The sequence below is a fragment of the Corynebacterium efficiens YS-314 genome, from assembly GCF_000011305.1.
GTDB lineage: Bacteria > Actinomycetota > Actinomycetes > Mycobacteriales > Mycobacteriaceae > Corynebacterium > Corynebacterium efficiens.
In genome coordinates, this window is record NC_004369.1 from 992,444 (window position 1) to 1,016,066 (window position 23,623).

Consider the following 23,623-nt stretch of genomic DNA (forward strand, 5'->3'; position numbering starts at 1 on the left):
TGTTATTCCCGGTATTCGGCGAGATCCAGCCTCGGGGTGAACACCCACCCGATCACCCCGGCAACAAGCGGGGCGATCACCAGCGTGCCCAGGATCATCGGCCACAGCGGCCCGGTGAACTGGAGGGTGCCGAAAGAGGTGGTCACCCCGGTCTGGTTGACCTCAGCCAGTGATGCCGAGAGCAGCGCTGCCCCATGGCCGGTGACCAACCCCAGCAGGGCAGCACCGATGGTGCACAGCGCCCCGAAGAGGGCGTTGGACCATCTGCTCACCGCTGGCTCGGCACCCACCGCCTCCAGGATGATCTGCTGGCGCCGGGTCTGTTGGGAGGACAGTGCCAGCACCAGGGCCATCACAGCGATGACCAGGGCGGTGATACCGGCGGATCCCACCAGGTTGTCCCTGATGTGATCCGTGGGCCAGACAGGGAAACTCAACGACACCCCCGCGGTGTCCAGGAAGTAGGCATTCAACTCCCCGGCATCCTCCGGACTGATGGCATCTCCACTGACCAGGACCGCACCCAGGTAGGTGCGTTCCAGGCCGAGTTCCTCGAATGCCTCCTCGGTGATCAGCCGGTCGCTGGACAGGGGAGGCAGAACAGGTCGGGTCTCCACGGCGGTGGCGACAACCTCCCGGGGCTCAGATCCCCGGTTGTCGTAGCTGCGCACCCGCAGCCGTGCGTCCGGGATCTGTTCCTCCAGCGAGGATGTCAGGATGGCCCGACCCCCCAGGTCTGCTCCCCGAATCTGGAACAGATCCAGCAATTCCGGTGAGGCGAGAACAGCCGTCGCGCCGAGGGAATCACCGACGGCGGACACCCAGTCGCGGGCACCGGAGTGCGGATTGGTGGATCCCTCCACCTCCATCCAGCCAGTCATATCACTGTGCCCGTAGACGTCGATGCGTCGGACGTCCCCCAGCTGCGACTCCACCCGGGTGATCGCCGGGTCCAGGTCGCCGGCCACACCGTTGTCCATGCCGAGGAAGACCGTGCCTGCCGGGTAGACGGTCCCGGCTGCCACGGTCATCCTCTCCGACTCGGCATGCGAGGCCACCATCAATCCGGTGGCGACGAAGATGACGCCGGCCAGGGCCGCCACCGCGGGGATCGACCGCATCGATTGGCGCAGCAGATCCCGGGCGGCCAGCCGGAGGGGGAGCGGACCCTTCAGCTGGCCCACCGCCCACACCATCGCGGGGGCGGAGGCCACCACCGCGATGACCGCGAACAGGATTCCGAAACCACCCAGGGCCTCCCGCCACGGCACATAGACATCAGTGGTGTAGGCCCGTGCGGGATCCTCCGTCAATCGGAGCACCAGGAACATCAGACCCAGCATGACCAGAAATACCGGCCCGATCGCCATCCATCGCCGCCAGCGCAGGATCCGGTCTATCCCGCCACCGTGGACACCCCGGATGATGCTGGAACGCCCGACGATGAATGCCGGGAGGAAGGCCGCGGCTGTGGATCCTGCCACCGCCAGAACCCAGGCCGCCAGCAACCACAACCAGTCGACGACCACCGGCCAGGCCGGGTAGGTGGCGGACCACCACGCGGCAGTCCCCACCGTGCCGATGCCCACACCCAGGGTGGCACCGACCAGTCCGGCGAAAAGCCCGTACATCAGTACGGACCAGCGGATATGCCGTGGTGTGGCCCCCTGGGAGGCGAGCAGGGCGAAGGTGCGGGTCTGGCGGGAGACGGAGATGGTGAACACCGGTGAGATGAGCATGAGGAGGAGAAAACCGATGATCGCGACTGGAATGAACCACAGGGCACTCTCCACCACACCCCAGAACACCGAACGGGATGGGGTGATGTCCCCCTCGAAGGTCACCTGATCTGCCGGCGGCGGATTATCGATGACATCCCGGGAGGTCACCGTGAAGCCCACTGCATTGAGCGCCAGCACATCATCCCAGGTGAAGGCCTCCGGGCCGGTGATCGACCAGGAACCCCAGTAGTCACCTGAGCCGGTCACCGGGTCAGTCACCGAGAAGGCCTCCGGGGAGATGACGGTGGGTTCCCGGAACACGGCGGTGCCGGACGGGGTGATCCCGGCGACGGTCACCTCCGTGCCGTGGTCCAGCGTGATGGTGTCCCCGACCTCAGCATCGAGGGAGTCGAGGAAGCGCTGGGGGATGAAGGCCTCACCCGGGGCCGGGGCCATGCTGTCCGTGGTCTGGGTGAAGTACAGCACCACGGAGCGCTCACCGAAGGTGGCACCGGTGGTTCCGGTGAGGGTCAGGTCAATGGTGAACCCCTCCGGGATATTCGCGCGCAGCAGCTCATATTCTGTCGCGCCTGTGGCAGGCTCACCTGCGCAATCTGACAGATAACCGTCGATGCTCTGTTCACACACCCCACCGACATAGGTGGCGGAGGTGCGTGGACTGCTCAGGAAGAAGGAGGAGGACTGCGATCCGTTGTAGACCACCCCGATCGCAGCAAGGGTCACCGGGATCATGATGAGGATGATCGCGGCCAGGGAACGCAGGGGGTGTCTGAGCACATCGCGCCGGGTGGGGCGGGTGGCGGCAGCCAGGGCGGTCATGACTGGATCACCCCGTCACGCATCATCACGGTACGATCCGCCCAGGCGGCGAAGCGGGGTTCGTGGGTGACCAGGATGCCGGCGGCCCCGGCGTCGATACGCGAGCGCAGCACCCGCAGCACCCCCTCGCCGGTGGAGGTATCGAGTGCGCCGGTGGGTTCGTCGGCAAGCAGCACGGTGCGTGGCCCGATCAGGGCGCGGGCGATGGCCACCCGTTGGGCCTGGCCACCGGAGATCTCCTCGGGGAAGCGGTCGGCGAGCCCGTCGAGCCCGACCTCCGCCAGGGCGGTGAGGACAGCCTCGCGGGGATCCACCCCATCCAGTTCGAGGGGCAGACCCACATTCTCCCCGACGGTGAGGGTGGGGATGAGGTTGTAGTTCTGGAAGACCAGACCCACCCGCGTGCGGCGGACCCGGGCCGCGCGGGCACGGTTGAGTTGTGCGACATCGGCGCCGTCGATAAGCACCCGGCCGGAGGTCGGTTGTTGCAGCAGGCCGGCGACGTTGAGCAGGGTGGATTTACCCGACCCCGAGGGCCCCATGACGGCGACCAGTTCACCGGGTTCCACCACCAGCGACACCTGGTTCAGCGCCACCACACGTCGGGGCCCCTCACCGAAGACGCATGAGACATCCTGCAGCTCCAGTGCTGCGGGGTGGGTACTATTCATGGCCGTTCTCACTTTCTAGGATGGGGGCGTGCAGGGTCTCGACGCGGTCCAGCCAGCGGGCCTGGGCCTCCAGTTCGAAGATGCGCTTTTCGACGAGCAGGCGGTCGGTGGTCCGGGTATCCGGCAGGGTGCGGGTGCGTCGGTTGAGGGCGCGCAGCTCCTCCATGATGGAGGCGCGCTGGGTGTCCAGGAGGTGGATCAGATCCAGCTCCGGGCGGGTCTGGGCGAGGGTGACCTTGGTGACCAGCTCATCGCGTTCGGCCACCGGTTGCACCACCGGCGTGGTGAACCACTCATCCACCAGGGCGCGGCCCGTGTCGGTCAACTGGTAGCGTTCCGCACTGTGCCCGGTCGGACCGGTGATGGTGCCCGCGGATTCGATGTGGCCGTCCCGGTGGAGCCGGCCAAGCGTCTGGGAGACCTGCCCGATGTTGAGTGGCCACACCCCGGCGGTGGTCTCGGCAAACCGGGACTGCAGTTGACTGGCGGAACGGGGTTCATCCAGAAGCAGCGCCAGGAGCGCATGTTTGATGGACATAACAGTCCTTAACGGAATAGGGAATGAGATTTGGTTACTGGGTAACTACTCCTCATTGTTACCCAGTAACCATTGGAGGGCAAGGGAGTGGCGGTGCGGGGCTGGCTCCCGGGGGTTGGGTCGGGTTACGGATCCGTGAACGCAAAAAGAGGACAGTCCGGGTGGACTGTCCTCGGTGCGGATCCCATGAACGGGTGGGGGATCCGGGGTGTTAAGCGATGATGATGCCGCGCTCGGCGAACCAGGGCAGCGGATCAACCGGGCCCATGCCGGCCGGGTGGATCTCGAAGTGGAGGTGGGAACCGGTGGAGAAGCCACGGCTGCCCATGCCGGCGATCTTCTCGCCTGCGCGCACGGTCTGGCCGACGGCGACATCGAGGGTCTCCATGTGGCCGTAGACGGAGATGGAGCCGTCGGTGTGCTGGATGCGGATCCAGTTGCCGTAACCGGAGGCGGGGCCGGAATCGATGACGGTACCGTCCATCACCGCGAGGATCGGGGTGCCCACGGCGTTGGCGATGTCAATGCCCTGGTGGATGGTGCCCCAGCGGGGGCCGTAACCGGAGGTGAAGGCACCTTCTGCGGGCTTGGCCACGGACGGGCCGCGGTTGTCCAGGTCGGCCTGGACGCGCTCTGCGTTGTACTCGATGGTCTTGGCGATCTGCTCACCGAGATTGACCACCGGCTTGAATTCAGCAATCGCCAGGATCTGTGGTGCGGAGCTGCCGCCGACGTACTCGGACTCCACACCGTTGTTGGTGAGCTGGTAGTCCACCTCGACAGCCGCCTCGGTGACAGCCGACTGGGGCTGTGCCTGGGTCTGTGCCACTGCCGCTCCACCTGCACCTGCGGTGGAGACCGCGCCGGTTGCTACCGCCACAAAAGCCACGCGGCCCTTGGCCGACTGAGAAGTGGTGTGCTTGCGGTGCTTGCCCACCCGCTGGGTCTGCTCCTGCAATTTAGCCTGCTTCCATCATCTGTCACATCAAACCAGCCACGAGGGGTTCTGGAACCCTGTTGAAGCATCACGATTGGTGTCTGGATTGTGACCATCTTGTTATCTGCCGGAAGTAACACTAGCGCCTGACCCCCGGGGGATCAAGTGAAAACGGCGCGTCGATGACAATTTCGTCGCCCGCATGTGACGAGTTGCTCCGTGGTCCGGAGGGTAATCCAGCTCTCACCTGCAGTGTTGAAGGGATAGTCTTCCTTTATGCAATTTTTGCGTAAAGTGTAATCTTTGTCGCATTTAGTAATAATGAAGCTCAATTTCGGGATCTGTGGGGGATGATTTCCCCCTGTCTCATTTACCCCGGGTTGTCGTAATGTAACAGCGATGTGTCATTGGACAGGTGTCGACCCCGGTGGGTGGTCGGTGATGGTGTCGCAGGGAGGTTCCCGGGGGGGTTTCCCGGAGGGCTCGGGACTGGCTCGGGGATGGTTGTTCACCGCCGGTTCCCGTCGTGCCACCGACATTTTTCGCCACCGGCGTGGCACAGTTGATCACGATGAGCAAGAACAACAGTCCGCAGAAACGGCCAGCCTCGGTCCGTCGTCGACGGCCGAAGCCCCAGAACCCCCCTCCGGCACCGGCCACCACCGGGACGACGTCGCGTGTGCGTCGCCTCCTGCCGTCCGTTCTGATCCCCCATGGCATCGCCGTCCTCCTCGTCATCGTGTCAGCCGTTGCAGTGTTGCTGTTCTCGGCCTCGAGCATGGTGGCGTTGCCTGCAACGATCGCCCAGCTGTGGCTCGCACTCAACATGAGCCCGGTTGCCGGCAGCGGGGAGGTGGTCGGTGTCCTCCCACTGGTCCCCGGCATGGTGCTGGTCTGGGCTGTGGCCCGCCGGGTGTACAACTCGGTGAAGAAGAAGGCCAGCATCGCGGATCTCGCCGTGTTGACCACCCTGGTGCTGCTGGTACCGCTGGCGCTCGCCGGTGTCGCCAGCCTCATGCTCCGGGATGCCTCCGCGGTGCTGGAGGTGGATGCCCCGCCCGCACCGGTGATGATCGGCAGGGTGCTGCTTGTCCACCTCATCGCGCTGGTGTTGGGTATGGGCCCCAGGTTGTGGCGGGCGTTGATCCGGCGCTACGGCGGTCCACCCTGGGTGGTGGACGCGGCCATCCAGGCACTCCGCTTCCTCAGCGCCTATGCGGTTGTGGCCCTGGTGGTGGTGATCGTGATGATCGTGGTCAATCACCGGGTCTTCCTCCAGACCCTCACCGGCTATGAGGGTGGTGGCGCGGTGCCGGCCCTGCTGGTTCTCAGCCTGCTCTACCTGCCCAATATCGTCATCTATGCCATGGGTGTCCTCGCCGGTGCGCCACTGCACTTCGGTGACGGTCTGGTCAGTCTCTTCAGTGTTACGCTGGTGCCCCTGCCACCACTGCCGGCGTTGGCGTCCGTGCCTTCCGTGGCACCGGAGTGGGCTGTGGTTCTTCTCCTGATCCCTGCCACCGTGGCGGTGTGGGTCTGCCTGCGCACCCCCCTGCGCTTGCCGGTCACACTTGTGTCGGCGGTTATCACCGCTGTGTTCTTCCTGATCGCCGCAGTTCTGGCCGGTGGACACCTGGGTGTCTACGGCCGGGTTGGCCTCGCGCTGCTGCCGGCTGCGGGTCTGATGTTCCTCTACCCGGCGGTGGCTGTCCTGCTCATCACCGGCATCGACAGGATCCGTGCCGGCATCCGGCGGCCCGCGGCGGCACCCCCTGCCGCCGTCCCCGTTGCCGCAACCGGGCTTGACGACGAACCCCCTGCCCCCGACGGGGATACGGATGACCCCGATGCATCTCCGGTTGAGACGGATGGGGACAGCGGGCAGATCGTCGAGAATGATGCCGATACAGAGACCTATATAGAGGAGGGCGATGAACAGCGGGCGGATGGGGAGTCCGTGGAAGCTGCCGGGGAGGCAGACGCTGGCCCGGAGGATGGAGAATCCACCGAGGTCGTTGCGTCAACTGAGGCCACCGATGCGCCCGTAACCTCTGAAGAATCCGGGGCAGCTGCTGACGGGGAGGACGGTGAGGCTAGCGAGGACCGTGAGGACAGTGAGGATAACGACCCACAGGACGCAGCAATGCCGGAAACAGGCGACCTTCCTGATCCGGAGGACGGCCGTCCGGGAACCGATGATGGTTCCCGACCCCACGGGCATTAACATTGTGCCTGTGAACTCTGACTCATCGACCACCATTGTTGTTCTGGCTTCCGGAACGGGCACCCTCCTGCAGGCGCTCATCGAGGCCCAGGGGAACTACCGGATCGCCGGTGTTGTCTCCGATGTCGACTGCCCGGCGATCCAACGGGCCACCGATGCGGGGATACCCGCCCGGGTGGTGAAGCTCGGTGCAGACCGCGCGGCCTGGAATGCTGAACTCGCGGATGCGGTGGCGGCGTACAAACCGGACCTGGTGGTCTCCGCGGGGTTCATGAAGATTCTCGGGGAGGGTTTCCTGTCCCGGTTCCCCTCCCGGATCATCAACACCCACCCGGCGCTGCTGCCTTCCTTCCCGGGGGCCCACGCGGTCCGGGATGCGCTCGCCTACGGGGTGAAGATCACCGGATCCACCGTCCACCTCGTGGATGCGGGGGTTGATACCGGGCCGATCATCGACCAGCGCCCCGTTCCGGTGGAGGTCGGCGATGATGAAAACAGCCTGCATGAAAGAATCAAGCAGGTAGAGCGTAAACTCATTGTAGAAGTCCTGAACCGTGCGGAGGTTTCCCGCACCCAGGGTGGCGTACAACTCAACTGGAGAGGCTAATCCTTCATGAGCGAAGATCGTAAGGCAATTAAGCGCGCACTCATCAGCGTGTATGACAAGACAGGCCTGGAGGATCTGGCACAGGCACTGCACCGCGCAGGTGTGGAGATCGTGTCCACCGGATCCACCGCGGCGAAGATTGCCGATCTCGGTATTCCCGTAACCCCGGTTGAGGAGCTCACCGGATTCCCCGAATGTCTGGAGGGGCGTGTCAAGACCCTCCACCCGAAGGTGCATGCCGGCATCCTGGCCGACACCCGCAAGGATGATCACCTCCGCCAGCTGGATGAACTCGGGGTCACCCCGTTCCAGCTCGTCGTGGTCAACCTGTACCCCTTCGCCGAGACCGTCGCATCGGGCGCCGATTTCGATGACTGCGTCGAGCAGATCGACATCGGAGGCCCCTCCATGGTCCGCGCGGCGGCCAAGAACCACCCGTCGGTGGCTGTGGTCACCTCCCCGGGACAGTACGAGGATGTTGTCTCCGTCCTCAACACCGGTGGATTCTCCCGGGCGGAACGCACCAAGCTCGCCGCCGAGGCTTTCCGCCACACCGCCACCTACGATGTCACCGTGGCAACCTGGATCAGCGAGCAGCTCTCCGCTGCGGACACCGAGCTGGAGTTCCCGGGCTGGATCGGTTCCACCAGCACCCTGGCCCGTTCCCTCCGTTACGGTGAGAACCCCCACCAGTCCGCCGCCCTCTATGTCAGCCACGGTGCCAGCGGACTCGCGCAGGCCACCCAGCTCCACGGCAAGGAGATGTCCTACAACAACTACACCGACTCGGATGCCGCCTGGCGTGCAGCCTGGGACCATGAGCGTCCATGTGTGGCCATCATCAAGCATGCCAACCCGTGTGGCATCGCCGTGTCCGATGAGTCCATCGCCGCCGCCCACCGTCAGGCCCACGCCTGCGACTCCGTCTCCGCCTTCGGTGGCGTGATCGCCTCCAACCGTGAGGTGTCCGTGGAGATGGCCGAGCAGGTCGCTGAGATCTTCACCGAGGTCATCATCGCCCCGTCCTATGAGGAGGGTGCGGTTGAAGTGCTCAGCCAGAAGAAGAACATCCGTATCCTCCAGGCCGAGGCCCCGGTCCGTGAGGGTTTCGAGACCCGCGAGATCTCCGGTGGCCTGCTGGTGCAGGAACGCGATCTCATCCACGCCGAGGGCGACAACCCCGCGAACTGGACCCTGGCGGCGGGTGAGGCTGTGTCCGCGGAGGTGCTCAAGGACCTGGAGTTCGCCTGGACCGCGGTGCGTTCCGTGAAGTCCAACGCCATCCTCCTGGCCAAGGACGGCGCCACCGTCGGTGTGGGCATGGGACAGGTCAATCGTGTTGACTCCGCACGTCTGGCCGTCGACCGTGCCGGCGAGGAGCGTGCCACCGGCTCCGTGGCCGCCTCCGATGCGTTCTTCCCGTTCGCCGATGGTTTCGAGGTGCTCGCGCAGGCCGGTATCACCGCGGTGGTCCAGCCGGGTGGATCCATCCGCGATGATGAGGTCATCGAGGCCGCCAACAAGGCCGGTGTGACCATGTACCTCACCGGTGCACGTCACTTCTCCCACTAGTCCTACTAGTCAGGGAGATGGTGGGGGAGAGGCAGTCCGTGAAAGGACTGCCTTTTTCTTATTCCACGCGTACAACTGTAGGTATGTCTGATTTGATCACCGGTCCCGCCATTCTCTTCGCCCCCGCCAACCGCAGGGAGATCATACCCAAGGCCGCCGCGCGCGCCGACATGGTCATCCTCGATCTGGAGGACGGGGCAGGGGACGTGGACCGTGCCACCGCCTACGCCAACATCGCTGAATCCGGCCTGGATCCGAAGCACACCATCGTCCGGGTGGTCGGCCCGGATGATCCCCATTTCGCCGATGATGTCGACTTCGTCCGCAGCACCGACTACACCCTGGTGATGGTGCCCAAGGTCACCACCGGTATCCCGGAGGCGCTGGCGGGTCTGAAGGTCATCGCAATGATTGAAACACCCCAGGCGGTGCTCAACGTCGCACAGATCGCCGCCCATGAGGATGTGGTGGGGATGTTCTGGGGTGCGGAGGATCTCACCCACCTGCTCGGGGGCACCCATTCCCGGTTCCTCGCAGATGAGCCCGGCACCGGTTCCTACCGCGACACCATGCGACTGACCCGCGCGCTCATGCACATCCACGCCAGGGCGAACGGGAAGTTCACCATCGATGCGGTGCACGCGGATTTCACCGATGTGGCGGGACATTTCCATGAGGCTGCCGATGCGGCGAGGTCCGGGTTCGCGGCCTCTGCGTGCATCCACCCGAAACAGGTCGACACGGTGCGTCGCGCCTATCGCCCGGAGGCGGAGCAGTTGGACTGGGCCAGGAGGGTGGTGGCGGAGGCGGAGAACTTCCCGGGTGCCTTCAAGCTGGACGGTCAGATGATCGATGAACCCCTCATCGCCCAGGCCCGGATGATTATTTCGCGTCAGCCTGCCTGAGCAGTTCCAGGGTGCGCTCCACCCGGTCCCCGGGCAGGTCGGCCCCCAGGACGGCGAGGGCGGCGTCGGCAAGCATGACGGCGGTGTCCGGGAGGCTGTCCTCCGACAGGGGGCTGGGAACCTTGCCGTCATTGCGGCGCATCTCGATGGCGGACATCGTGATGTGGAACGGGAGTTCCGCACGGGGGTCATCCTCACCGACGATCTCCGTGGCCAGGCTGCGGAAGGTATCCGTCAGGGTGGCACGCTGCGTGTGGTACTCCTCGAACTCCTCGGAGGCCACGATCGGCAGTTGATAGAGACGACCGACATTCCACTTCGTCGACAGCAGTAGACGCACCTCGGCCGCCACCAGTGCCCACAGGCGCAGCTCCGGGGAGGCCTCGAGATTGGCCAGGTCGCCGGCCAACACCATGGATGGCTCGACGGTGGATTTCAGCAGGGTGAGGAAGATCTCCGTCTTGGACGGGAAGTGGTAGTACAGGGAGGCCTGCCGGATACCCACGGCATCGGCGATCTGGTGCGTGGAGGTGGTGGCGAAACCCTGGCGGGTGAACAGCTCAGCTGAGGCATCGAGAATCTCCTCGCGGGGATTCTTGCCCGCCCGACGCGGAGCTGACCTCCGGGGGCGTCCGACTGCACCTGCCATAACCTTGTTGCACTTCCTTCAGTTGCGTGAACACTGCTGGTGATTGATATTTGAAAAGATTCTAGTGCCTCACCGACCGGCCGTCCCACTGGGGATGGCTAACCGGCGTGCCGCGCCTCCACGGAACTCATCACCTGAGACAAAAGACGTGCTGCGGCCCCGTAGGTGGAACGCTGCAGGGCCGGCATGTCCCAGGCCGTGGCATCCTGATCATGAATATGGTCCATCCACCGCCTGGACTGCAACTCCAGGGAGGATTTCCACACCTGGGTCAGTGCATCGGTCTCATCGGCGGTGAGCACATCGGCGGTGCGGGCATCGATGAGCCGCTGCGCGGTGGTTGGTGCGGTCGACCCCGCCTGATACGCGGCCCAGCGGGCGAGGTTGACCGTGGGGATCATCAGATCCGCGCGGACATTCACGCTCATCTCGCGGGACGGGAGACCGTCGGCCAGCTCGATGGCCGGGGGACGGGAGGCGAGGGCGTCGTCAAGCAGGGGGCGCGCATCCACCTGCACCAGGGAAGCCACCCACGTGCCCGCATCCAGGTATACCTTGGCGTCCTCACCCGACCGCGCACGCTCCTCCCACTGGCCGCGGGTGGCCGCCCCGACGGGTTCCGCGACGAAACCGAGATCCGTCAGCATCCGCGCCAACGCCGGGTTGGGGTCCTCGGCGTGCTTGCCGACGACCGCCAGCCACCTCACGGGCGACGTGGGCAGTGCGTCTCCCCGTCCCACCGGGCCGGTGAGAACGATCTCATCATCGATGCCGGGGGAGTGGAGGGCATCGGTGATCACCCGGGAGAACCAGCCCGCCAGCACCGAGGGATCCTCACCGTGCTGCAGCGCGTTACCGAGCAACTCGAGGGAATCCGCCAGCACACCACGGACGGTGGCTGGATTCGTGCACAGCGGTGCGCTTTCGGCGAGTTCGAGCAGGGAGCGGTGCAGCACGGTGGGATCCTTAGATATCGCGGTGGTGGTGTATCGCTACTTAAAATACACCCTGACACAACAGAAAGAACCACCTGCTCCCGGGAAATCCAGGGAACAGGTGGTTCTTTAAATGTCGCTGTGTTCGTTATTCCCAGTCTTAGCGGCTGGTGAACGGCAGGAGAGCCATCTCGCGTGCATTCTTCACGGCGGTGGCGACCTCGCGCTGCTGCTGCGGGGTCAGGCCGGTGACACGACGGGAACGGATCTTGTGGCGGTCCGAGATGAACTGACGAAGGGTGTTGATGTCCTTGTAGTCAACCTTCTCGATGCCCGCTGCCTTCAGCGGGTTCTTCTTGGGGCGGCGGGTCTGCTCCAGGCGGACACGCTTAGCGTTGTTGCGCTGCTTCATTGTGTGTGCTCCTACCAGCTGGACTTACGAACGCCCGGCAGCTCACCGCGGTGAGCCATCTCGCGCATACGGACACGGGACAGACCGAACTTGCGGAGGTAACCGCGGGGACGACCGTCGTGGGCGTCGCGGTTACGAACGCGGACCTGAGCGGCGTCGCGTGGCTGACGGTTCAGTTCGAACTGTGCATCCAGACGATCCTCATCAGAGGTGTTCGGGTTACGGATGATGGCCTTGAGCTCTGCGCGACGCTCCGCGTAGCGGGCGACGATAGCCTTGCGCTGCTCATTCTTGGCGATCTTAGACTTCTTTGCCATGAATTATCGCTCCTCGCGGAATTCGACGTGCTTGCGGATAACCGGATCGAACTTCTTGAGGGTGATACGGTCCGGGTTGTTGCGCTTGTTCTTGCGGGTGACATAGGTGTAACCGGTGCCAGCCGTAGACTTCAGCTTGATGATGGGGCGGATATCATTACGTGCCATCTTTAGATCTTCTCCCCACGTGCGCGGATCTGAGCCACGACGGCTTCGATGCCATCGCGGTCAATGACCTTCAGGCCCTTGGTGGATACGGTCAGGGTGATGGTGCGTCCCATGGAGGGGACGAAAAACTTGCGACGCTGCACGTTGGGGTTCCAACGGCGGGAAGTGCGTCGGTGCGAGTGCGAGACAGACTTGCCGAAACTCGGCTGGCGTCCCGTTACTTGGCAATGTGCCGACATAACTTAGCTTTCTCCTAGCCGCCCACAATCAGTTAGAAGACGCGCCGCACCGGACGGGGTCCGGGGCGCGAGCATGCCAGCTGAGAGGGCGATAACGAATATTTACGACAACAGCAAGGGACAAGCTTACAGACGCAGCCCCAAAACTCCTAATCCCCTCGTCGCGTGCTGTTCATGTGACAGACATCCGCGGCGGTGACAGGTAGGCGTCGATAAGCACAGGCCCGGTTATCGCGCCACCCTACCGTGACACGGACTCCCCGGACACCCCCGTGACGTGGCTGCGGGCGTGGGTGACAGCCGTGTCCAGATCATCGACGAGATGGTTGGGGTCCCGCAGGGAACGGATGGCCCCCAGCACACCCAACACATGGATATGCTCCTTGCGCACACCCTTGATGATCACCGTGACCCCACGCCGTTCGAGGGAGGTCACCAGTTCGGTCAACTGGTTGGCACCGGTGGCGTCGATCATCTGGATCTGGGACAGGCGGAGGATCACCACATCGATGTCATTGGTGGCCTTATGCTCCAGGATCTGGTCCAGGATACGTTCCGCCGCACCGAAGAATAGGGACCCCTCGATCCTGAACAGGGCGATGCGTTCATCACCCGGCATCGCCCTGCCGGGGAGCGTCTCGCGGAACAGGCCGGTATCCAGGCTCATCCGACGCAGGATGAAGAACGCAGCCGCCGCGATACCGATGCCCACCGCCACCACCAGATCCACCGTGATGGTGATGATGGCTGTGATGACGAAGACGACACCATCGGAGCGGGTGGAACGCAGCACCCGGGACGCCACCTCGAGGTTGACCATGCGCCCGGCGGTGACCATGAGGACACCCGACAGGGCAGCCAGGGGGATGACCGACACCACCCCCGCGGCCAGATAGACCACCGCGAGCAGGACCAGCGCGTGGACGATGGCTGATACCCGGGTACGTCCACCCGAGCGGACGTTGACCGAGGTGCGGGCGATCGCGCCGGTGGCGGGCATGCCCCCGAAGAAACCCGCCCCGATGGAGGCCAGTCCCTGGCCAACCAGCTCACGGTCGGCGTGATAGGGGCCGGTGTCCGCCATCGACGCCGCCACCCTGGCGGAGAGGAGCGATTCGATCGCGGCCAGAGCTGCCACGGCGAAGGCGGGCCCCACCAGCGCACCCACCAGTTCGGGGTTGATCTCCGGGAGGGTGGGTGCAGGCAGGGAGCGGGGGATCTCACCAATGTCGGCCACCGGGAGCCTGAGCACCAGCACGGCCACGGTCACCACGATGATCGCGAGGAAGCTCGCGGGGGCCTTCGGGGCGAACCGGCCGAGCAGGAGCATGACGATGATCACTGCGGCCACCACCGCAAGAGGTAGGAAACCCTCCGGCCATGTGGCATGGGTGAGGGCATGCCAGGCGGCTGCGACCGTGTTGGGCGGCAGGGAACCCGCATACCCGACCGCGGCCGGGACCTGCTGCATGAAGATGATGACGCCGATGCCGAGGGTGAACCCCTCGATGACTGGCCAGGGAATGAAACTGACGGTGCGCCCCAGTTTGAACACACCCGCCAGCAGGACGATCACCCCGGCCATGAGACTGACCAGGGCCACAGCTGCAACACCGTGGGCCATCACGATGGGGGCAAGGACCACCACCATCGCCCCGGTCGGTCCGGAGACCTGCACATTGGAACCACCGAAGATGGCGGCGATGAGGCCGGCGACGATGGCGGTGATCAGCCCCGCCTCCGCACCCACCCCGGAACTGACGCCGAAGGCCAGGGCCAGTGGGAGCGCGACGATACCAACGGTGATGCCGGCGGTGATGTCACCGCGCCAGGTGGAGCGCAGGAGGGCGTAATCATCGGTGGAGGGGAGGAGGGATCGCCACTGCCCGGTCTGGGCCCGGCGGTTCCGACGATTCCGTCGGGGGTCGGGGGTGTGGACTGTGGTGTCGGAGGCATCCGGGGAGGCGGGATCTGCGGGAGTGGGGCCCGGGGAGGCGGGGTGGGGGATGGTCACGCGGTGGTCACCCCCGAGACCTGCGTACCGTTCTGCTCCGGGTGTGCCTCGATGTCCGGCAGGGTGGAAATGGAGGTCAACTGGTCCGAGGAGTGGGCGAGCATCTGGTTGAGCAGTGCCCGTGCTGTCCGCAACAGGTCAGCCACCTGGGGGTGGGTGAGGCTGTAGGAGACCGCATTGGCATTGCGTTCGGAGGTGACCAGCCCATATTTACGGAGCACCGCGAGATGCTGGGACAGATGGGATGACTCCAGGCCTGTCTCCTGGATCATGGCGGAGACGGGGACCTGGGATTCGGTGGAGAGGATCTCCAGGATTCTGATCCGGTAGGGATGGGCCAGCCCCTTGAACAGGTTGGCCTTGCGTTCATACAGCGGGAGTTGCTGGGAACTGAACAAAGTGCACCTCTTTGACGTGGGAATATGATGAATCCATCATATCGATAGGTGGGGCTGTTGTGCAGGGAAACGACGCGGAGTGGTGACAGGGGATGCTATCGGCTCCGGGTGGGGTGGGCGGGGTGGAACGCATGGGTCACGCATTGACGTGCCGGGGGGGCGTGCTAAGGGGATTTCTGGTTAGCCCGCACCCCGTGTAAGGTATTACAGGTTCATTGCCACTTGGGCAGTGCATACTTCACCGAACCCAACTCGGGCACGATCCATGATGTGTGGAACCGACCCGTAGTTTCAATCCTGAGGGAATCGAGAGTAAATGAAGAACGAAATCCACCCCGACTACCACCCGGTGGTCTTCCAGGACGCAGGTACTGGTTTCCAGTTCCTGACCCGCTCCACCGCTACCAGCGATCGCACCATCGCCTGGGAAGACGGTAATGAGTACCCGCTGATCGTTGTTGACGTCACCAGCGAATCCCACCCGTTCTGGACCGGCGCACAGCGTGTCATGGACACCGCCGGCCGAGTCGAGAAGTTCGAGCGTCGCTTCGGCGGCATGGCTCGCCGTAAGAAGAAGGCATAGGAGAATAAACCATGGCAGTTCCAAAGCGCCGTATGTCTCGCGCCAACACCCGTATGCGCCGTTCCCAGTGGAAGGCTGACAACGTCGCCCTCCAGGATGTGAAGATCGATGGTCAGACCGTGCGTATCCCACGTCGTCTGGTCAAGGCCGCGCAGCTCGGCCTCGTTGACGTGGAGCAGTTCTAGTCCAAGGGTCTAATTGCGACCCCGGTGGATGCCCCTGAGGCATTCACCACCATGCAGGAGACCGGATATGGCAGCCGTTTGGCTGACCATATCCGGTCTCTTTGTTATGTCTAGTGCTATTATTGAGCGAATCCACGGCTCCCCCTCAAGGGGTTACACGCCAGCTTAATGGGATTTCGCAGCATTCTCAGAGGTCGCAGGTGCCTCTCTCTGTTTAAAAAAAGGGAAGTGTGTAAATGAAAGTTCTGGTAGTAGATGATGAGCCGGCGGTACGCGAGTCTCTGAGACGTTCCCTGACCTTCAATGGATACAACGTGGTGACTGCCGAAGATGGCGTGCAGGCACTGGAAGTTATTGAGAGGGAACATCCTGAAATCGTGATTCTTGATGTCATGATGCCGCGGATGGATGGCCTCGAGGTGTGCCGCACCCTCCGCAGCCAGGGCGATGACCGCTCCATTCTCATCCTCACTGCCCGGGACAATGTCTCCGACCGCGTCGGTGGTCTGGACGCGGGAGCTGATGACTACCTGACCAAGCCTTTCGCGCTGGAGGAGCTGCTCGCCCGGGTCCGGTCACTCGTGCGTCGCTCCGCGGTGGAATCCAATAACAATGCGGCCAGCAACCGACAGACTGAACTCACCTTCGGGGATCTCACCCTGAACCCGGAGACCCGCGATGTATCCAGGGCGGTCCGTCCCATCAGTCTGACCCGCACCGAGTTCGCCCTCCTGGAACTCCTGATGAAAAACCCCCGGAAGGTGCTGCCCCGTAACACCATCCTGGAGGAGGTCTGGGGCTATGACTTTCCCACCTCGGGCAATGCCCTCGAGGTGTATATCGGTTACCTGCGCCGCAAGACTGAGCAGGAGGGGGAGAGCAGGGTCATCTACACCGTCCGTGGAGTCGGCTATGTCCTCAGGGAGACCGCTCCGTGACCTTGAGGCGTATCGGATCATCGCACCAGCCTGTTGAGGTGATGATTGATCCGGGTGAGGAACAGCCGGAGGGATGGGGTTATGCCGCGTCCCTGCGTTGGCGCCTCGCCTTCATGAGGGCGGTCCTCGTCGCCATCACGGTGGGGGTCATCTCAGTGGCCTCCTACTGGACTGTATCCTCATCCCTCACCTCATCCGTTGATGAGGGCCTGGAGGAAAAAGCATCCACGCTTCTCGAGCGGGCCCAGGAACCGGGGTTCTATGAGAACGTCGAGGATGAGATAGCGATGCTCAAGTCCTACAACGGGGACCTGCGTGTGGCGCTTTCCCCTCCGGGGTGGGAGTACGTGGTGGGCGATTCCATCGCCCTGCCGGCGGATCTCCCCCCATCCCGAGGTACCCCCGACTCCAGGATCATCAGTGGTGCCGGTGGGGAACGCATCGTTGTCATGAGTGACGAGACGGGTGCCGTTGTGGTCATGACCCTGCAGATGGATGATATCCGCCGACTGGTCACCTCCCTGGGGGTGTTGCTCCTGATCATCAGCTGCGCAGGTGTGCTGATCTCGATCCTCCTGGGGTTTGCCATCTCCGATGCAAGCCTGAAACCGCTGGCGCAACTGCAGCGTGCCGTCGAAACTGTCGCCCGCACCGACCAGCTCCGCCCGATCCCGGTGGTGGGTAATGATGAGCTGGCCCGGTTGACGGTGAGCTTCAATGAGATGCTCGAGGCTCTCCGGGTGTCCCGGATGAGGCAGTCCCAGCTCGTGGCTGATGCCGGGCATGAACTCAAGACCCCGCTCACCTCCATGCGCACCAATATCGAGCTGCTCATGATGGCATCCCGCCCGGGATCGCCCCCGATCTCCGAACAGGACCGCCATGAGTTGGAATGCGATGTCCTGGCACAGATGGAGGAGATGTCCACCCTCATCGGGGACCTCGTCGATCTCACCCGCGAGGAGGAGACGAACGTCCTGGAACCGGTTCACCTCAACCGGGTGCTGGAAACCGCGGTGGAACGTGTGGAACGACGGCGTCATGATGTGGAGATCCTCACCCACACCGTGTCCTGGTACCTCAACGGTGATGGGTTCTCATTGACCCGGGCACTGGTCAACGTTCTGGACAATGCCGTCAAGTGGTCCCCGGAGAATGCTGTGGTGCGGGTGTCCATGAAGCCCATTGATAAACACCATGTCCAGATCGTGGTGGAGGATTCCGGTCCCGGTATCCCGGAGGAGGAACGCGAGATGATCTTCGAACGATTCTACCGTGCGGTACAGTCGCGTTCACTGCCCGGATCCGGACTGGGGCTGGCCATTGTCCGGCAGGTGGTGGACCGCCACGCCGGACATATCGAGGTTGGGGAATCGGATGACGGGGGAACCAAGGTCACCCTGGTGTTTCCCGGGACTCAGGACCCCACCCATTTGTCACCGGGGCAGCCCAATCCGCAATAGTGGAGGCATTCACCAACCTCACAGCCAGCATTCAGAATCATGAGAGTGGCCCCGCAGCCAGGAAGGTCATACTGGAGACCATGACGAATCCCTATCCCCACAATAATGAGGCGAATTCCACGCCGGATAATGAAACCTCCTCATTTGAACCTGTCCGGAGTGCGTATCCTTCGTGGGGAACCCCGCCGCCGCAGACGACGCAGCCCTCCTCATCCCCGGCCCCGGGGGCACCGGAGGGGTCAGGGACAGACAAGAGGCAGGCGGGGGATCCGGGAACCCCGGCGTGGACCAGTTGGGACACGGATGCCACCGGGATGGACACCACCCAACCGGAGAGGAAACAGAAGAAAACCGTGGGGCTGGGCACCGCACTTGCACTCATGGTGGTGGGGTCTGTTGCCACGGGTTCGATCGTGGGTGTGGCCAGTACGCAGTTCGGGGATGACACCGGGGGCAGCGGTGTCATCAACGCACTGGATCAGCCCAGCGCCCAGCGCTCCGTCAGCGCGGAACCGGGATCCGCTGAACAGGTCGCTGATCAGGTCCTGCCCTCAGTGGTCTCCATCCAGGCCCTCACCCGTAATTCCGCATCTGAGGGATCCGGATCCATCATCTCCTCCGATGGTTTCGTGATGACCAACAACCATGTCGTGGCGGGTGTGGAACAGAACGGTGTGCTGCAGGTGACCATGTCCGATGGATCGTCCTATGAGGCTGATTTCATCGCCGGGGATGTCTCCACCGACATCGCCGTGATCAAGATCCGGAATGCCACCGACCTGCCCATGATCAACTTCGGTGATTCTGATTCCCTGGCGGTCGGGCAGGAAGTCCTGGCGGTGGGGTCCCCGCTCGGGTTGAGCTCCACCGTGACCAGCGGCATAGTCTCCGCCCTCAACCGCCCGGTGCGGGCGTCGGGTGACGGTGGGGAATCCTCCCTCATCGATGCCATCCAGACCGATGCCGCCATCAACCCGGGTAACTCAGGTGGCCCGCTGGTGGATATGGAGGGAAATCTCATCGGGATGAACTCGGTGATCGCCTCGATTTCCTCCGGCACGGACACCGGTGGGTCGATCGGCCTCGGTTTTGCCATCCCCGCCAATTTCGCCAAACGGGTCGCCACGCAGCTCATTGAGACTGGGGTGGCCACCCAGCCGATGATCGGTGTCACGCTGGCCAACGGTGCCAATGTGTCGGGTGCCCTGATCGCCAGCGTCCAGGACGGTGGCCCCGGCGCTGCGGCCGGCTTGAAGCCCGGTGATGTGGTGACCATGCTCAATGATCGTGTCATCGATAGTGCGGATGCATTAATTGCCGCAGTTCGCTCACAAGATTTCGGGGAAACGGTTACGCTGACAGTCACAGCACAAGACACCTCGCAGACCCGGCAGGTGGAGGTTACTCTCACCAGCGAGTAGTTTGAGTGCAGAGCATGTGACTGAAACGGCCCTATTGAAGTTTGAGCGAGGAACGATGACGAACGATCCGCTGGGAAATCTCACTGATGTCCTGGAGAACCGGGAGCCCCTCCCCAATGTGGAGCCGGACCCGGAATATCTGATGGCGACGGAACAGGAGTCGAATCCCTCCAGCTTCCGTCGGGCCCTTGTCGTGCTGATCACCGATCATCCGGATGCGGTCGCACAGGAAAAAGGTTGTCTGGTCACCGAACTTCTGGTGGAAACCGGTTTCGCTGTTGATGCGGTGGTCCAGGTTCCGTCCAAGAAGTCCCAGATCCGTCAGGCTATTGAAACCGCCGTGGTAGGTGGTGCCGACCTGGTGCTCACCGTCGGTGGTGTCGGTGTCGGACCGCGGGATAGGGCTCCTGAGGCCACCCGCTCGATTCTGGACCAGTCGGTCCCCGGTATCGCCCAGGCACTGCGGTCCTCAGCTCTGGCCTCCGGAGCTGTGGATGCGAGTGTGTCGCGCGGGGTGTCCGGTATCTCGGGGTCGACCCTGGTGGTCAATCTCGCGGACTCCGATGAAGCCATCCGGGAGGGCATGACCACTGTGGGACCGCTGGTTCACCATGTGGTGGATCAGATGCAGGCTTCTGTCGTCTAGGGGGTCTGGTAGGTGATGAGGAAACGCAGGCGAGTTTTCAGGGAATCACCCGCCGGGGACTATGACAGGACGGCGGACACCCCGGCACCGTTGCCGGTGGGTGATGAGGCCCGGGAGGTCATCCTCGATCCCGAGCAGGATGACACACCCGTGGATGAGGATTTCTGGCAGGAGCAGTTGCCACCCCACCATGGTTGATCCCATACCGGTTGAGAGAACCACCCCCACCGCGGGGTGGTTCTTGGCATTTCCGGGATCTAGAGTCCGGGCCGGTCATCCGAACCGGTCTGCTGCGCACCGGCAGCCTGCTGGTTCTTCTGCTCCAGGAGCAGATCCCGGATCTCGGTGAGCAGCTCGGCCTCCAGGGAGGCGGGTGCCTCCTCTTCCTCCTCCACCCCCTTGCGTCGGGCCAGGGCCTCGTTGAGTTTGTTCATCGGGGTGATGAGGACGAAGTAGACGATGGCCGCGATGATGAGGAAGTTGATGGCGGCGGTGATCACGGCGCCGAAATCGATGAAGGTGGCCGGGTTGTCTGCGAAGATGTGGAATCCGAGCCCGGAGACATCAGCCCCTCCTACCGAGGCGATCAGCGGATTGATGATGTGGGTGGAGAAGGCGGTCACGATGCCGGTGAAGGCGGTTCCGATGACCACCGCCACGGCCAGCTCGACGACATTGCCGCGAAGGATGAAATCCCTGAAGCCTTTAAGCATGCGGGTGCTCCTGATTCATGAGTTCAATGGGGATGATGTGCAGGTGACCCGGGTGTTCATACCGGGGTGTGGGCCACATCTGTACTCTAGCGGGGAATCGGCCCGGGACGCATCGGAAGAGGCCGGAGTTCAGCCGGTGCGATCACCGGTGAGCACCACCGCGAGTGGGGAATTGAGGGCGGCCGCTGCCACGGCGGCTGCATCGGTCTGGGGGAGTGCGATGAGGACAGTTGCGGGGTCTGCCCCGGCGGTATCTCCGACCAGCACCACCTTTCCGCCGGAGGCGATGGTGGCGGGTAGGCCGGTGTCCGGGTTCTGGGAGATTACGGAGATCGTGTCGCCGGGCAGCAGGAGGGGGATGATGGAAGGGTCGGCGAGTTTGAGCGGGACCATGTTGAACGGGTCGGTGGAAGCCGCAGCGGGGTCAATATCATCTGTGAGGGAGGACACCAGCTCGGTGCCGACAAACCTGGGGGCGGTGACCCATTCCCCGGCGGTGACCGAGGATGCGGTGATCCTGCCGAGTGCTTCCTCCGGGATGCGTATGACCTGATCAGGAACGAGATCTGCGGGGATCCGTCGCAACTCCAGGTCCTGGTCGGTGATTTCGGTGCCTGCGGGGATGTCCCGGGAGAACACAACCACCCGGGGATCGGTGCTGATCAGAGAACCGGCGAAGAGGAAGCCGGCGACGATGAGCAGGGTGGCGGCCAGAGCGCGGCGGAGCAGAAGGGTGCGGTGCCACCCGGGAGTGGTGAGGGTTGTTTTCAGGTTCATACCCTCTTGGACTGTTTAAGTGCGCCCGAGGTTCCGCACCCCGGCGGGGGTGATGATGATATTGACCGGGAGGTCGTGTTCCTCCACGGTGATGTCCTCACGGATCTCACCGTTGAACAGGAGTGTGAGGGTGGTCCCCTTCATGCCGGTGGCCAGGGCGCGGTCGTAATAACCCCCGCCCTTGCCGAGCCGGATGCCCTCCGGTGTACAGGCGAGTGCGGGGGCGATCACCACGTCGCAGAAGTTCACGGCCTCCGGACCGAGCCGCGTCCCGGAGGGTTCCCGGATGCCGAAGGGGCCGGGTACCAGTCCGGTCGGGCCCTCGTAGAGGGCCCAGTCCATGCGGCCATCATCAAGGGCGACGGGCAGGATCACGGCGGGAACCTCGGCCTGGAGGGCGTCGAGAAGCAACCGCCCACCCGGCTCGGTGCGGGTGGGCACGTACGCGGCCACCCGCTGGGGGCGTTTGGACCGTAGATAATAGGAGATATTCGCTATCAGGGCGGCGTTCTCGGCCTCCCGACGGTCCTCCGGCATGGTGGCGCGTGCCTCTTGCAGCTTGTCCCGCAGCTTCTGTTTGCTCTCGCTCATGGTTTAAAGGATATCCCTTATTTCCGGTGGGGCACGGGGTTTGGCCAGACGCCTGCAGGTAGGGTGGTGTCCATGAGTCTGTCTATCAAAGAGCATGTGAACGCGGTCAAGACTGTCGTGGTGCCTGCCGCTGGAATGGGGACGCGCTTTCTCCCCGCCACGAAGACGGTTCCCAAGGAACTGCTCCCGGTTGTGGATACCCCTGGCATCGAGTTGATCGCGGAGGAGGCCGCCAAGTTGGGGGCCACCCGCCTGGCGGTTATCACCGCACCCAACAAGGCAGGGGTGCTCGCGCATTTTGAGCGGTTCACCGAGCTGGAGGCCACCCTGGAGGAGCGGGGAAAGACAGACCAGTTGCAGAAGGTCCGTCGTGCGGCGGGGCTCATCGACGCTGTTCCCGTCACTCAGGAGCACCCCCTCGGACTGGGGCACGCTGTGGGACTGGCTGAGTCCGTGCTCGATGCGGATGAGGATGTCGTTGCGGTCATGCTGCCCGATGATCTCGTGCTGCCGTTCGGGGTCATGGAACGCATGGCGCAGGTACGTGCGGAGTTCGGTGGTTCCGTCCTGTGTGCCGTCGAGGTTGCTGATGATGAGGTGAGCAACTACGGCATCTTCCGGGTGGAGAACGCTGATGATAATGGTGCTGACCAGGATGTCAAGCGGGTGACCGGGATGGTGGAGAAGCCGGCTGTTGAGGATGCCCCCTCCAACCTCGCGGCCACCGGCCGTTACCTTCTTGACCGGTCCATCTTCGACGCCCTGCGGCGTATCACCCCCGGTGCCGGTGGGGAGCTGCAGCTGACCGATGCCATCGCCCTGCTTATCGACGACGGGCACCCGGTTCACATCGTCGTCCACCGTGGTAAACGACACGATCTCGGCAACCCCGGTGGTTATATCCCGGCATGCGTCGACTTTGGTCTGGACCATCCCGTGTACGGTCCCCAGCTTCGTCGCGCACTCGCCCAGATCATGGTGGATCATGGCGTGGTCGATGCCTCCGCCATCAGGTGAGCAGGCCCCCGGCCGGAGGGGTTCGGTTCACCCCGGTGACATGAGCCACCGGGATGGCCCGGGGGTCGGTAGTTTGGTTCACAGTCCCGTTCTCCCGGTGTGTACCCCGCAGGGATCGTGGGACCCACTGTCGTTACTGCTT

General features: G+C 63.7%; 27 protein-coding genes. 12 read left to right on the top strand and 15 right to left on the bottom strand.

Translation table 11 applies throughout. The annotated features are described in order from the left end of the window. Positions 1 to 2: 2 nt before the first annotated feature. The 4 genes from CE_RS04770 to CE_RS04785 all read right to left on the bottom strand — a co-directional run bounded on the left by CE_RS04770 (position 3) and on the right by CE_RS04785 (position 4,728). The gene (locus CE_RS04770; protein WP_006770105.1) at positions 3 to 2,561 is read right to left on the bottom strand and encodes an ABC transporter permease; all 2,559 of its coding nucleotides are present in this window, start codon (positions 2,559 to 2,561) and stop codon (positions 3 to 5) included. Further along, positions 2,558 to 3,232: an ABC transporter ATP-binding protein gene (locus tag CE_RS04775; protein ID WP_006770104.1), complete on the bottom strand. Its 675-nt coding sequence runs from the start codon at positions 3,230 to 3,232 to the stop codon at positions 2,558 to 2,560. Before CE_RS04775 ends, CE_RS04770 begins: the two co-directional genes overlap by 4 nt. Continuing rightward, complete coding sequence (locus tag CE_RS04780; RefSeq protein ID WP_006770103.1) at positions 3,225 to 3,770, bottom strand: PadR family transcriptional regulator; 546 nt, start codon at positions 3,768 to 3,770, stop codon at positions 3,225 to 3,227. Before CE_RS04780 ends, CE_RS04775 begins: the two co-directional genes overlap by 8 nt. Positions 3,771 to 3,981: 211 nt before the next feature. After that, on the bottom strand, positions 3,982 to 4,728 hold the full coding sequence (locus CE_RS04785; RefSeq protein ID WP_006770101.1) for a M23 family metallopeptidase: 747 nt from the start codon (positions 4,726 to 4,728) through the stop codon (positions 3,982 to 3,984). Positions 4,729 to 5,278: 550 nt separating this feature from the next. On the opposite strand from CE_RS04785, the gene CE_RS04790 reads away from it, so the two are divergent. The 4 genes from CE_RS04790 to CE_RS04805 all read left to right on the top strand — a co-directional run bounded on the left by CE_RS04790 (position 5,279) and on the right by CE_RS04805 (position 10,015). Then, entirely contained in the window at positions 5,279 to 6,931 is a 1,653-nt protein-coding gene (locus CE_RS04790; protein ID WP_193763632.1) for a cell division protein PerM, read from the top strand. Then, on the top strand, positions 6,906 to 7,538 hold the full coding sequence (purN, locus tag CE_RS04795; protein ID WP_173362594.1) for a phosphoribosylglycinamide formyltransferase: 633 nt from the start codon (positions 6,906 to 6,908) through the stop codon (positions 7,536 to 7,538). The genes CE_RS04790 and purN overlap by 26 nt, the downstream gene beginning before the upstream one ends. A 6-nt stretch (positions 7,539 to 7,544) precedes the next feature. Next, positions 7,545 to 9,110, top strand: a complete 1,566-nt coding sequence (gene purH, locus CE_RS04800) for a bifunctional phosphoribosylaminoimidazolecarboxamide formyltransferase/IMP cyclohydrolase (RefSeq protein WP_006770098.1) — start codon at positions 7,545 to 7,547, stop codon at positions 9,108 to 9,110. An 83-nt stretch (positions 9,111 to 9,193) separates the two neighbouring features. Next, positions 9,194 to 10,015, top strand: coding sequence for an HpcH/HpaI aldolase/citrate lyase family protein (locus CE_RS04805; RefSeq protein WP_006770097.1), 822 nt, complete (start codon positions 9,194 to 9,196; stop codon positions 10,013 to 10,015). Here the strand turns inward: CE_RS04805 and CE_RS04810 are convergent. The 8 genes from CE_RS04810 to CE_RS04845 all read right to left on the bottom strand — a co-directional run bounded on the left by CE_RS04810 (position 9,993) and on the right by CE_RS04845 (position 15,147). Next, the gene (locus tag CE_RS04810) at positions 9,993 to 10,664 is read right to left on the bottom strand and encodes a TetR/AcrR family transcriptional regulator (protein WP_006770096.1); all 672 of its coding nucleotides are present in this window, start codon (positions 10,662 to 10,664) and stop codon (positions 9,993 to 9,995) included. The two genes, CE_RS04805 and CE_RS04810, sit on opposite strands and share 23 nt — an antisense overlap. A gap of 98 nt (positions 10,665 to 10,762) precedes the next feature. Continuing rightward, the gene (locus tag CE_RS04815; protein ID WP_035109898.1) at positions 10,763 to 11,620 is read right to left on the bottom strand and encodes a putative nucleotidyltransferase substrate binding domain-containing protein; all 858 of its coding nucleotides are present in this window, start codon (positions 11,618 to 11,620) and stop codon (positions 10,763 to 10,765) included. 139 nt (positions 11,621 to 11,759) lie between these two features. Continuing rightward, entirely contained in the window at positions 11,760 to 12,011 is a 252-nt protein-coding gene (gene rpsR, locus CE_RS04820) for a 30S ribosomal protein S18 (RefSeq protein WP_003858407.1), read from the bottom strand. An 11-nt stretch (positions 12,012 to 12,022) separates the two neighbouring features. Continuing rightward, entirely contained in the window at positions 12,023 to 12,328 is a 306-nt protein-coding gene (gene rpsN / locus CE_RS04825; protein ID WP_006770094.1) for a 30S ribosomal protein S14, read from the bottom strand. Between the two features lie 3 nt (positions 12,329 to 12,331). After that, positions 12,332 to 12,496, bottom strand: a complete 165-nt coding sequence (gene rpmG, locus CE_RS04830) for a 50S ribosomal protein L33 (protein ID WP_006770093.1) — start codon at positions 12,494 to 12,496, stop codon at positions 12,332 to 12,334. 2 nt (positions 12,497 to 12,498) lie between these two features. Continuing rightward, positions 12,499 to 12,735, bottom strand: coding sequence for a 50S ribosomal protein L28 (gene rpmB / locus CE_RS04835; protein ID WP_011075209.1), 237 nt, complete (start codon positions 12,733 to 12,735; stop codon positions 12,499 to 12,501). A 241-nt stretch (positions 12,736 to 12,976) separates the two neighbouring features. Beyond that, positions 12,977 to 14,578 carry a SulP family inorganic anion transporter gene (locus CE_RS04840; protein WP_173362595.1) on the bottom strand — a complete coding sequence of 534 codons (1,602 nt, stop codon included), beginning with the start codon at positions 14,576 to 14,578 and terminating at the stop codon, positions 12,977 to 12,979. 167 nt (positions 14,579 to 14,745) lie between these two features. Further along, entirely contained in the window at positions 14,746 to 15,147 is a 402-nt protein-coding gene (locus CE_RS04845; protein WP_006770090.1) for an ArsR/SmtB family transcription factor, read from the bottom strand. A 316-nt stretch (positions 15,148 to 15,463) separates the two neighbouring features. On the opposite strand from CE_RS04845, the gene CE_RS04850 reads away from it, so the two are divergent. The 7 genes from CE_RS04850 (at position 15,464) to CE_RS04880 (ending at position 20,581) form a co-directional block, all read left to right on the top strand. Continuing rightward, positions 15,464 to 15,730 carry a type B 50S ribosomal protein L31 gene (locus CE_RS04850; RefSeq protein WP_006770089.1) on the top strand — a complete coding sequence of 89 codons (267 nt, stop codon included), beginning with the start codon at positions 15,464 to 15,466 and terminating at the stop codon, positions 15,728 to 15,730. 11 nt (positions 15,731 to 15,741) lie between these two features. Beyond that, on the top strand, positions 15,742 to 15,915 hold the full coding sequence (gene rpmF, locus CE_RS04855; RefSeq protein WP_011075210.1) for a 50S ribosomal protein L32: 174 nt from the start codon (positions 15,742 to 15,744) through the stop codon (positions 15,913 to 15,915). Positions 15,916 to 16,151: 236 nt separating this feature from the next. Then, positions 16,152 to 16,853: a response regulator transcription factor gene (locus CE_RS04860; protein ID WP_006770087.1), complete on the top strand. Its 702-nt coding sequence runs from the start codon at positions 16,152 to 16,154 to the stop codon at positions 16,851 to 16,853. Between the two features lie 41 nt (positions 16,854 to 16,894). Next, positions 16,895 to 18,316, top strand: coding sequence for a HAMP domain-containing sensor histidine kinase (locus CE_RS04865; RefSeq protein ID WP_006770086.1), 1,422 nt, complete (start codon positions 16,895 to 16,897; stop codon positions 18,314 to 18,316). A gap of 80 nt (positions 18,317 to 18,396) precedes the next feature. Next, positions 18,397 to 19,737: a S1C family serine protease gene (locus CE_RS04870; protein ID WP_035109951.1), complete on the top strand. Its 1,341-nt coding sequence runs from the start codon at positions 18,397 to 18,399 to the stop codon at positions 19,735 to 19,737. A 55-nt stretch (positions 19,738 to 19,792) separates the two neighbouring features. Further along, on the top strand, positions 19,793 to 20,383 hold the full coding sequence (locus tag CE_RS04875) for a MogA/MoaB family molybdenum cofactor biosynthesis protein (RefSeq protein WP_006770084.1): 591 nt from the start codon (positions 19,793 to 19,795) through the stop codon (positions 20,381 to 20,383). A gap of 15 nt (positions 20,384 to 20,398) precedes the next feature. After that, the gene (locus CE_RS04880) at positions 20,399 to 20,581 is read left to right on the top strand and encodes a hypothetical protein (RefSeq protein ID WP_006770083.1); all 183 of its coding nucleotides are present in this window, start codon (positions 20,399 to 20,401) and stop codon (positions 20,579 to 20,581) included. Between the two features lie 59 nt (positions 20,582 to 20,640). On the opposite strand, the gene mscL is transcribed toward CE_RS04880, so the two are convergent. The 3 genes from mscL to CE_RS04895 form a co-directional block, all read right to left on the bottom strand. After that, positions 20,641 to 21,096 (bottom strand): large conductance mechanosensitive channel protein MscL, encoded by a 456-nt coding sequence (mscL, locus tag CE_RS04885; protein WP_006770082.1) that lies wholly within the window; start codon positions 21,094 to 21,096, stop codon positions 20,641 to 20,643. A 129-nt stretch (positions 21,097 to 21,225) separates the two neighbouring features. Continuing rightward, entirely contained in the window at positions 21,226 to 21,873 is a 648-nt protein-coding gene (locus CE_RS04890) for an SAF domain-containing protein (protein ID WP_006770081.1), read from the bottom strand. Positions 21,874 to 21,888: 15 nt separating this feature from the next. Beyond that, on the bottom strand, positions 21,889 to 22,464 hold the full coding sequence (locus CE_RS04895) for a 5-formyltetrahydrofolate cyclo-ligase (RefSeq protein WP_006770080.1): 576 nt from the start codon (positions 22,462 to 22,464) through the stop codon (positions 21,889 to 21,891). A gap of 72 nt (positions 22,465 to 22,536) precedes the next feature. On the opposite strand from CE_RS04895, the gene CE_RS04900 reads away from it, so the two are divergent. Next, positions 22,537 to 23,481 carry a UTP--glucose-1-phosphate uridylyltransferase gene (locus tag CE_RS04900; protein ID WP_006770079.1) on the top strand — a complete coding sequence of 315 codons (945 nt, stop codon included), beginning with the start codon at positions 22,537 to 22,539 and terminating at the stop codon, positions 23,479 to 23,481. Positions 23,482 to 23,623: the final 142 nt, after the last annotated feature.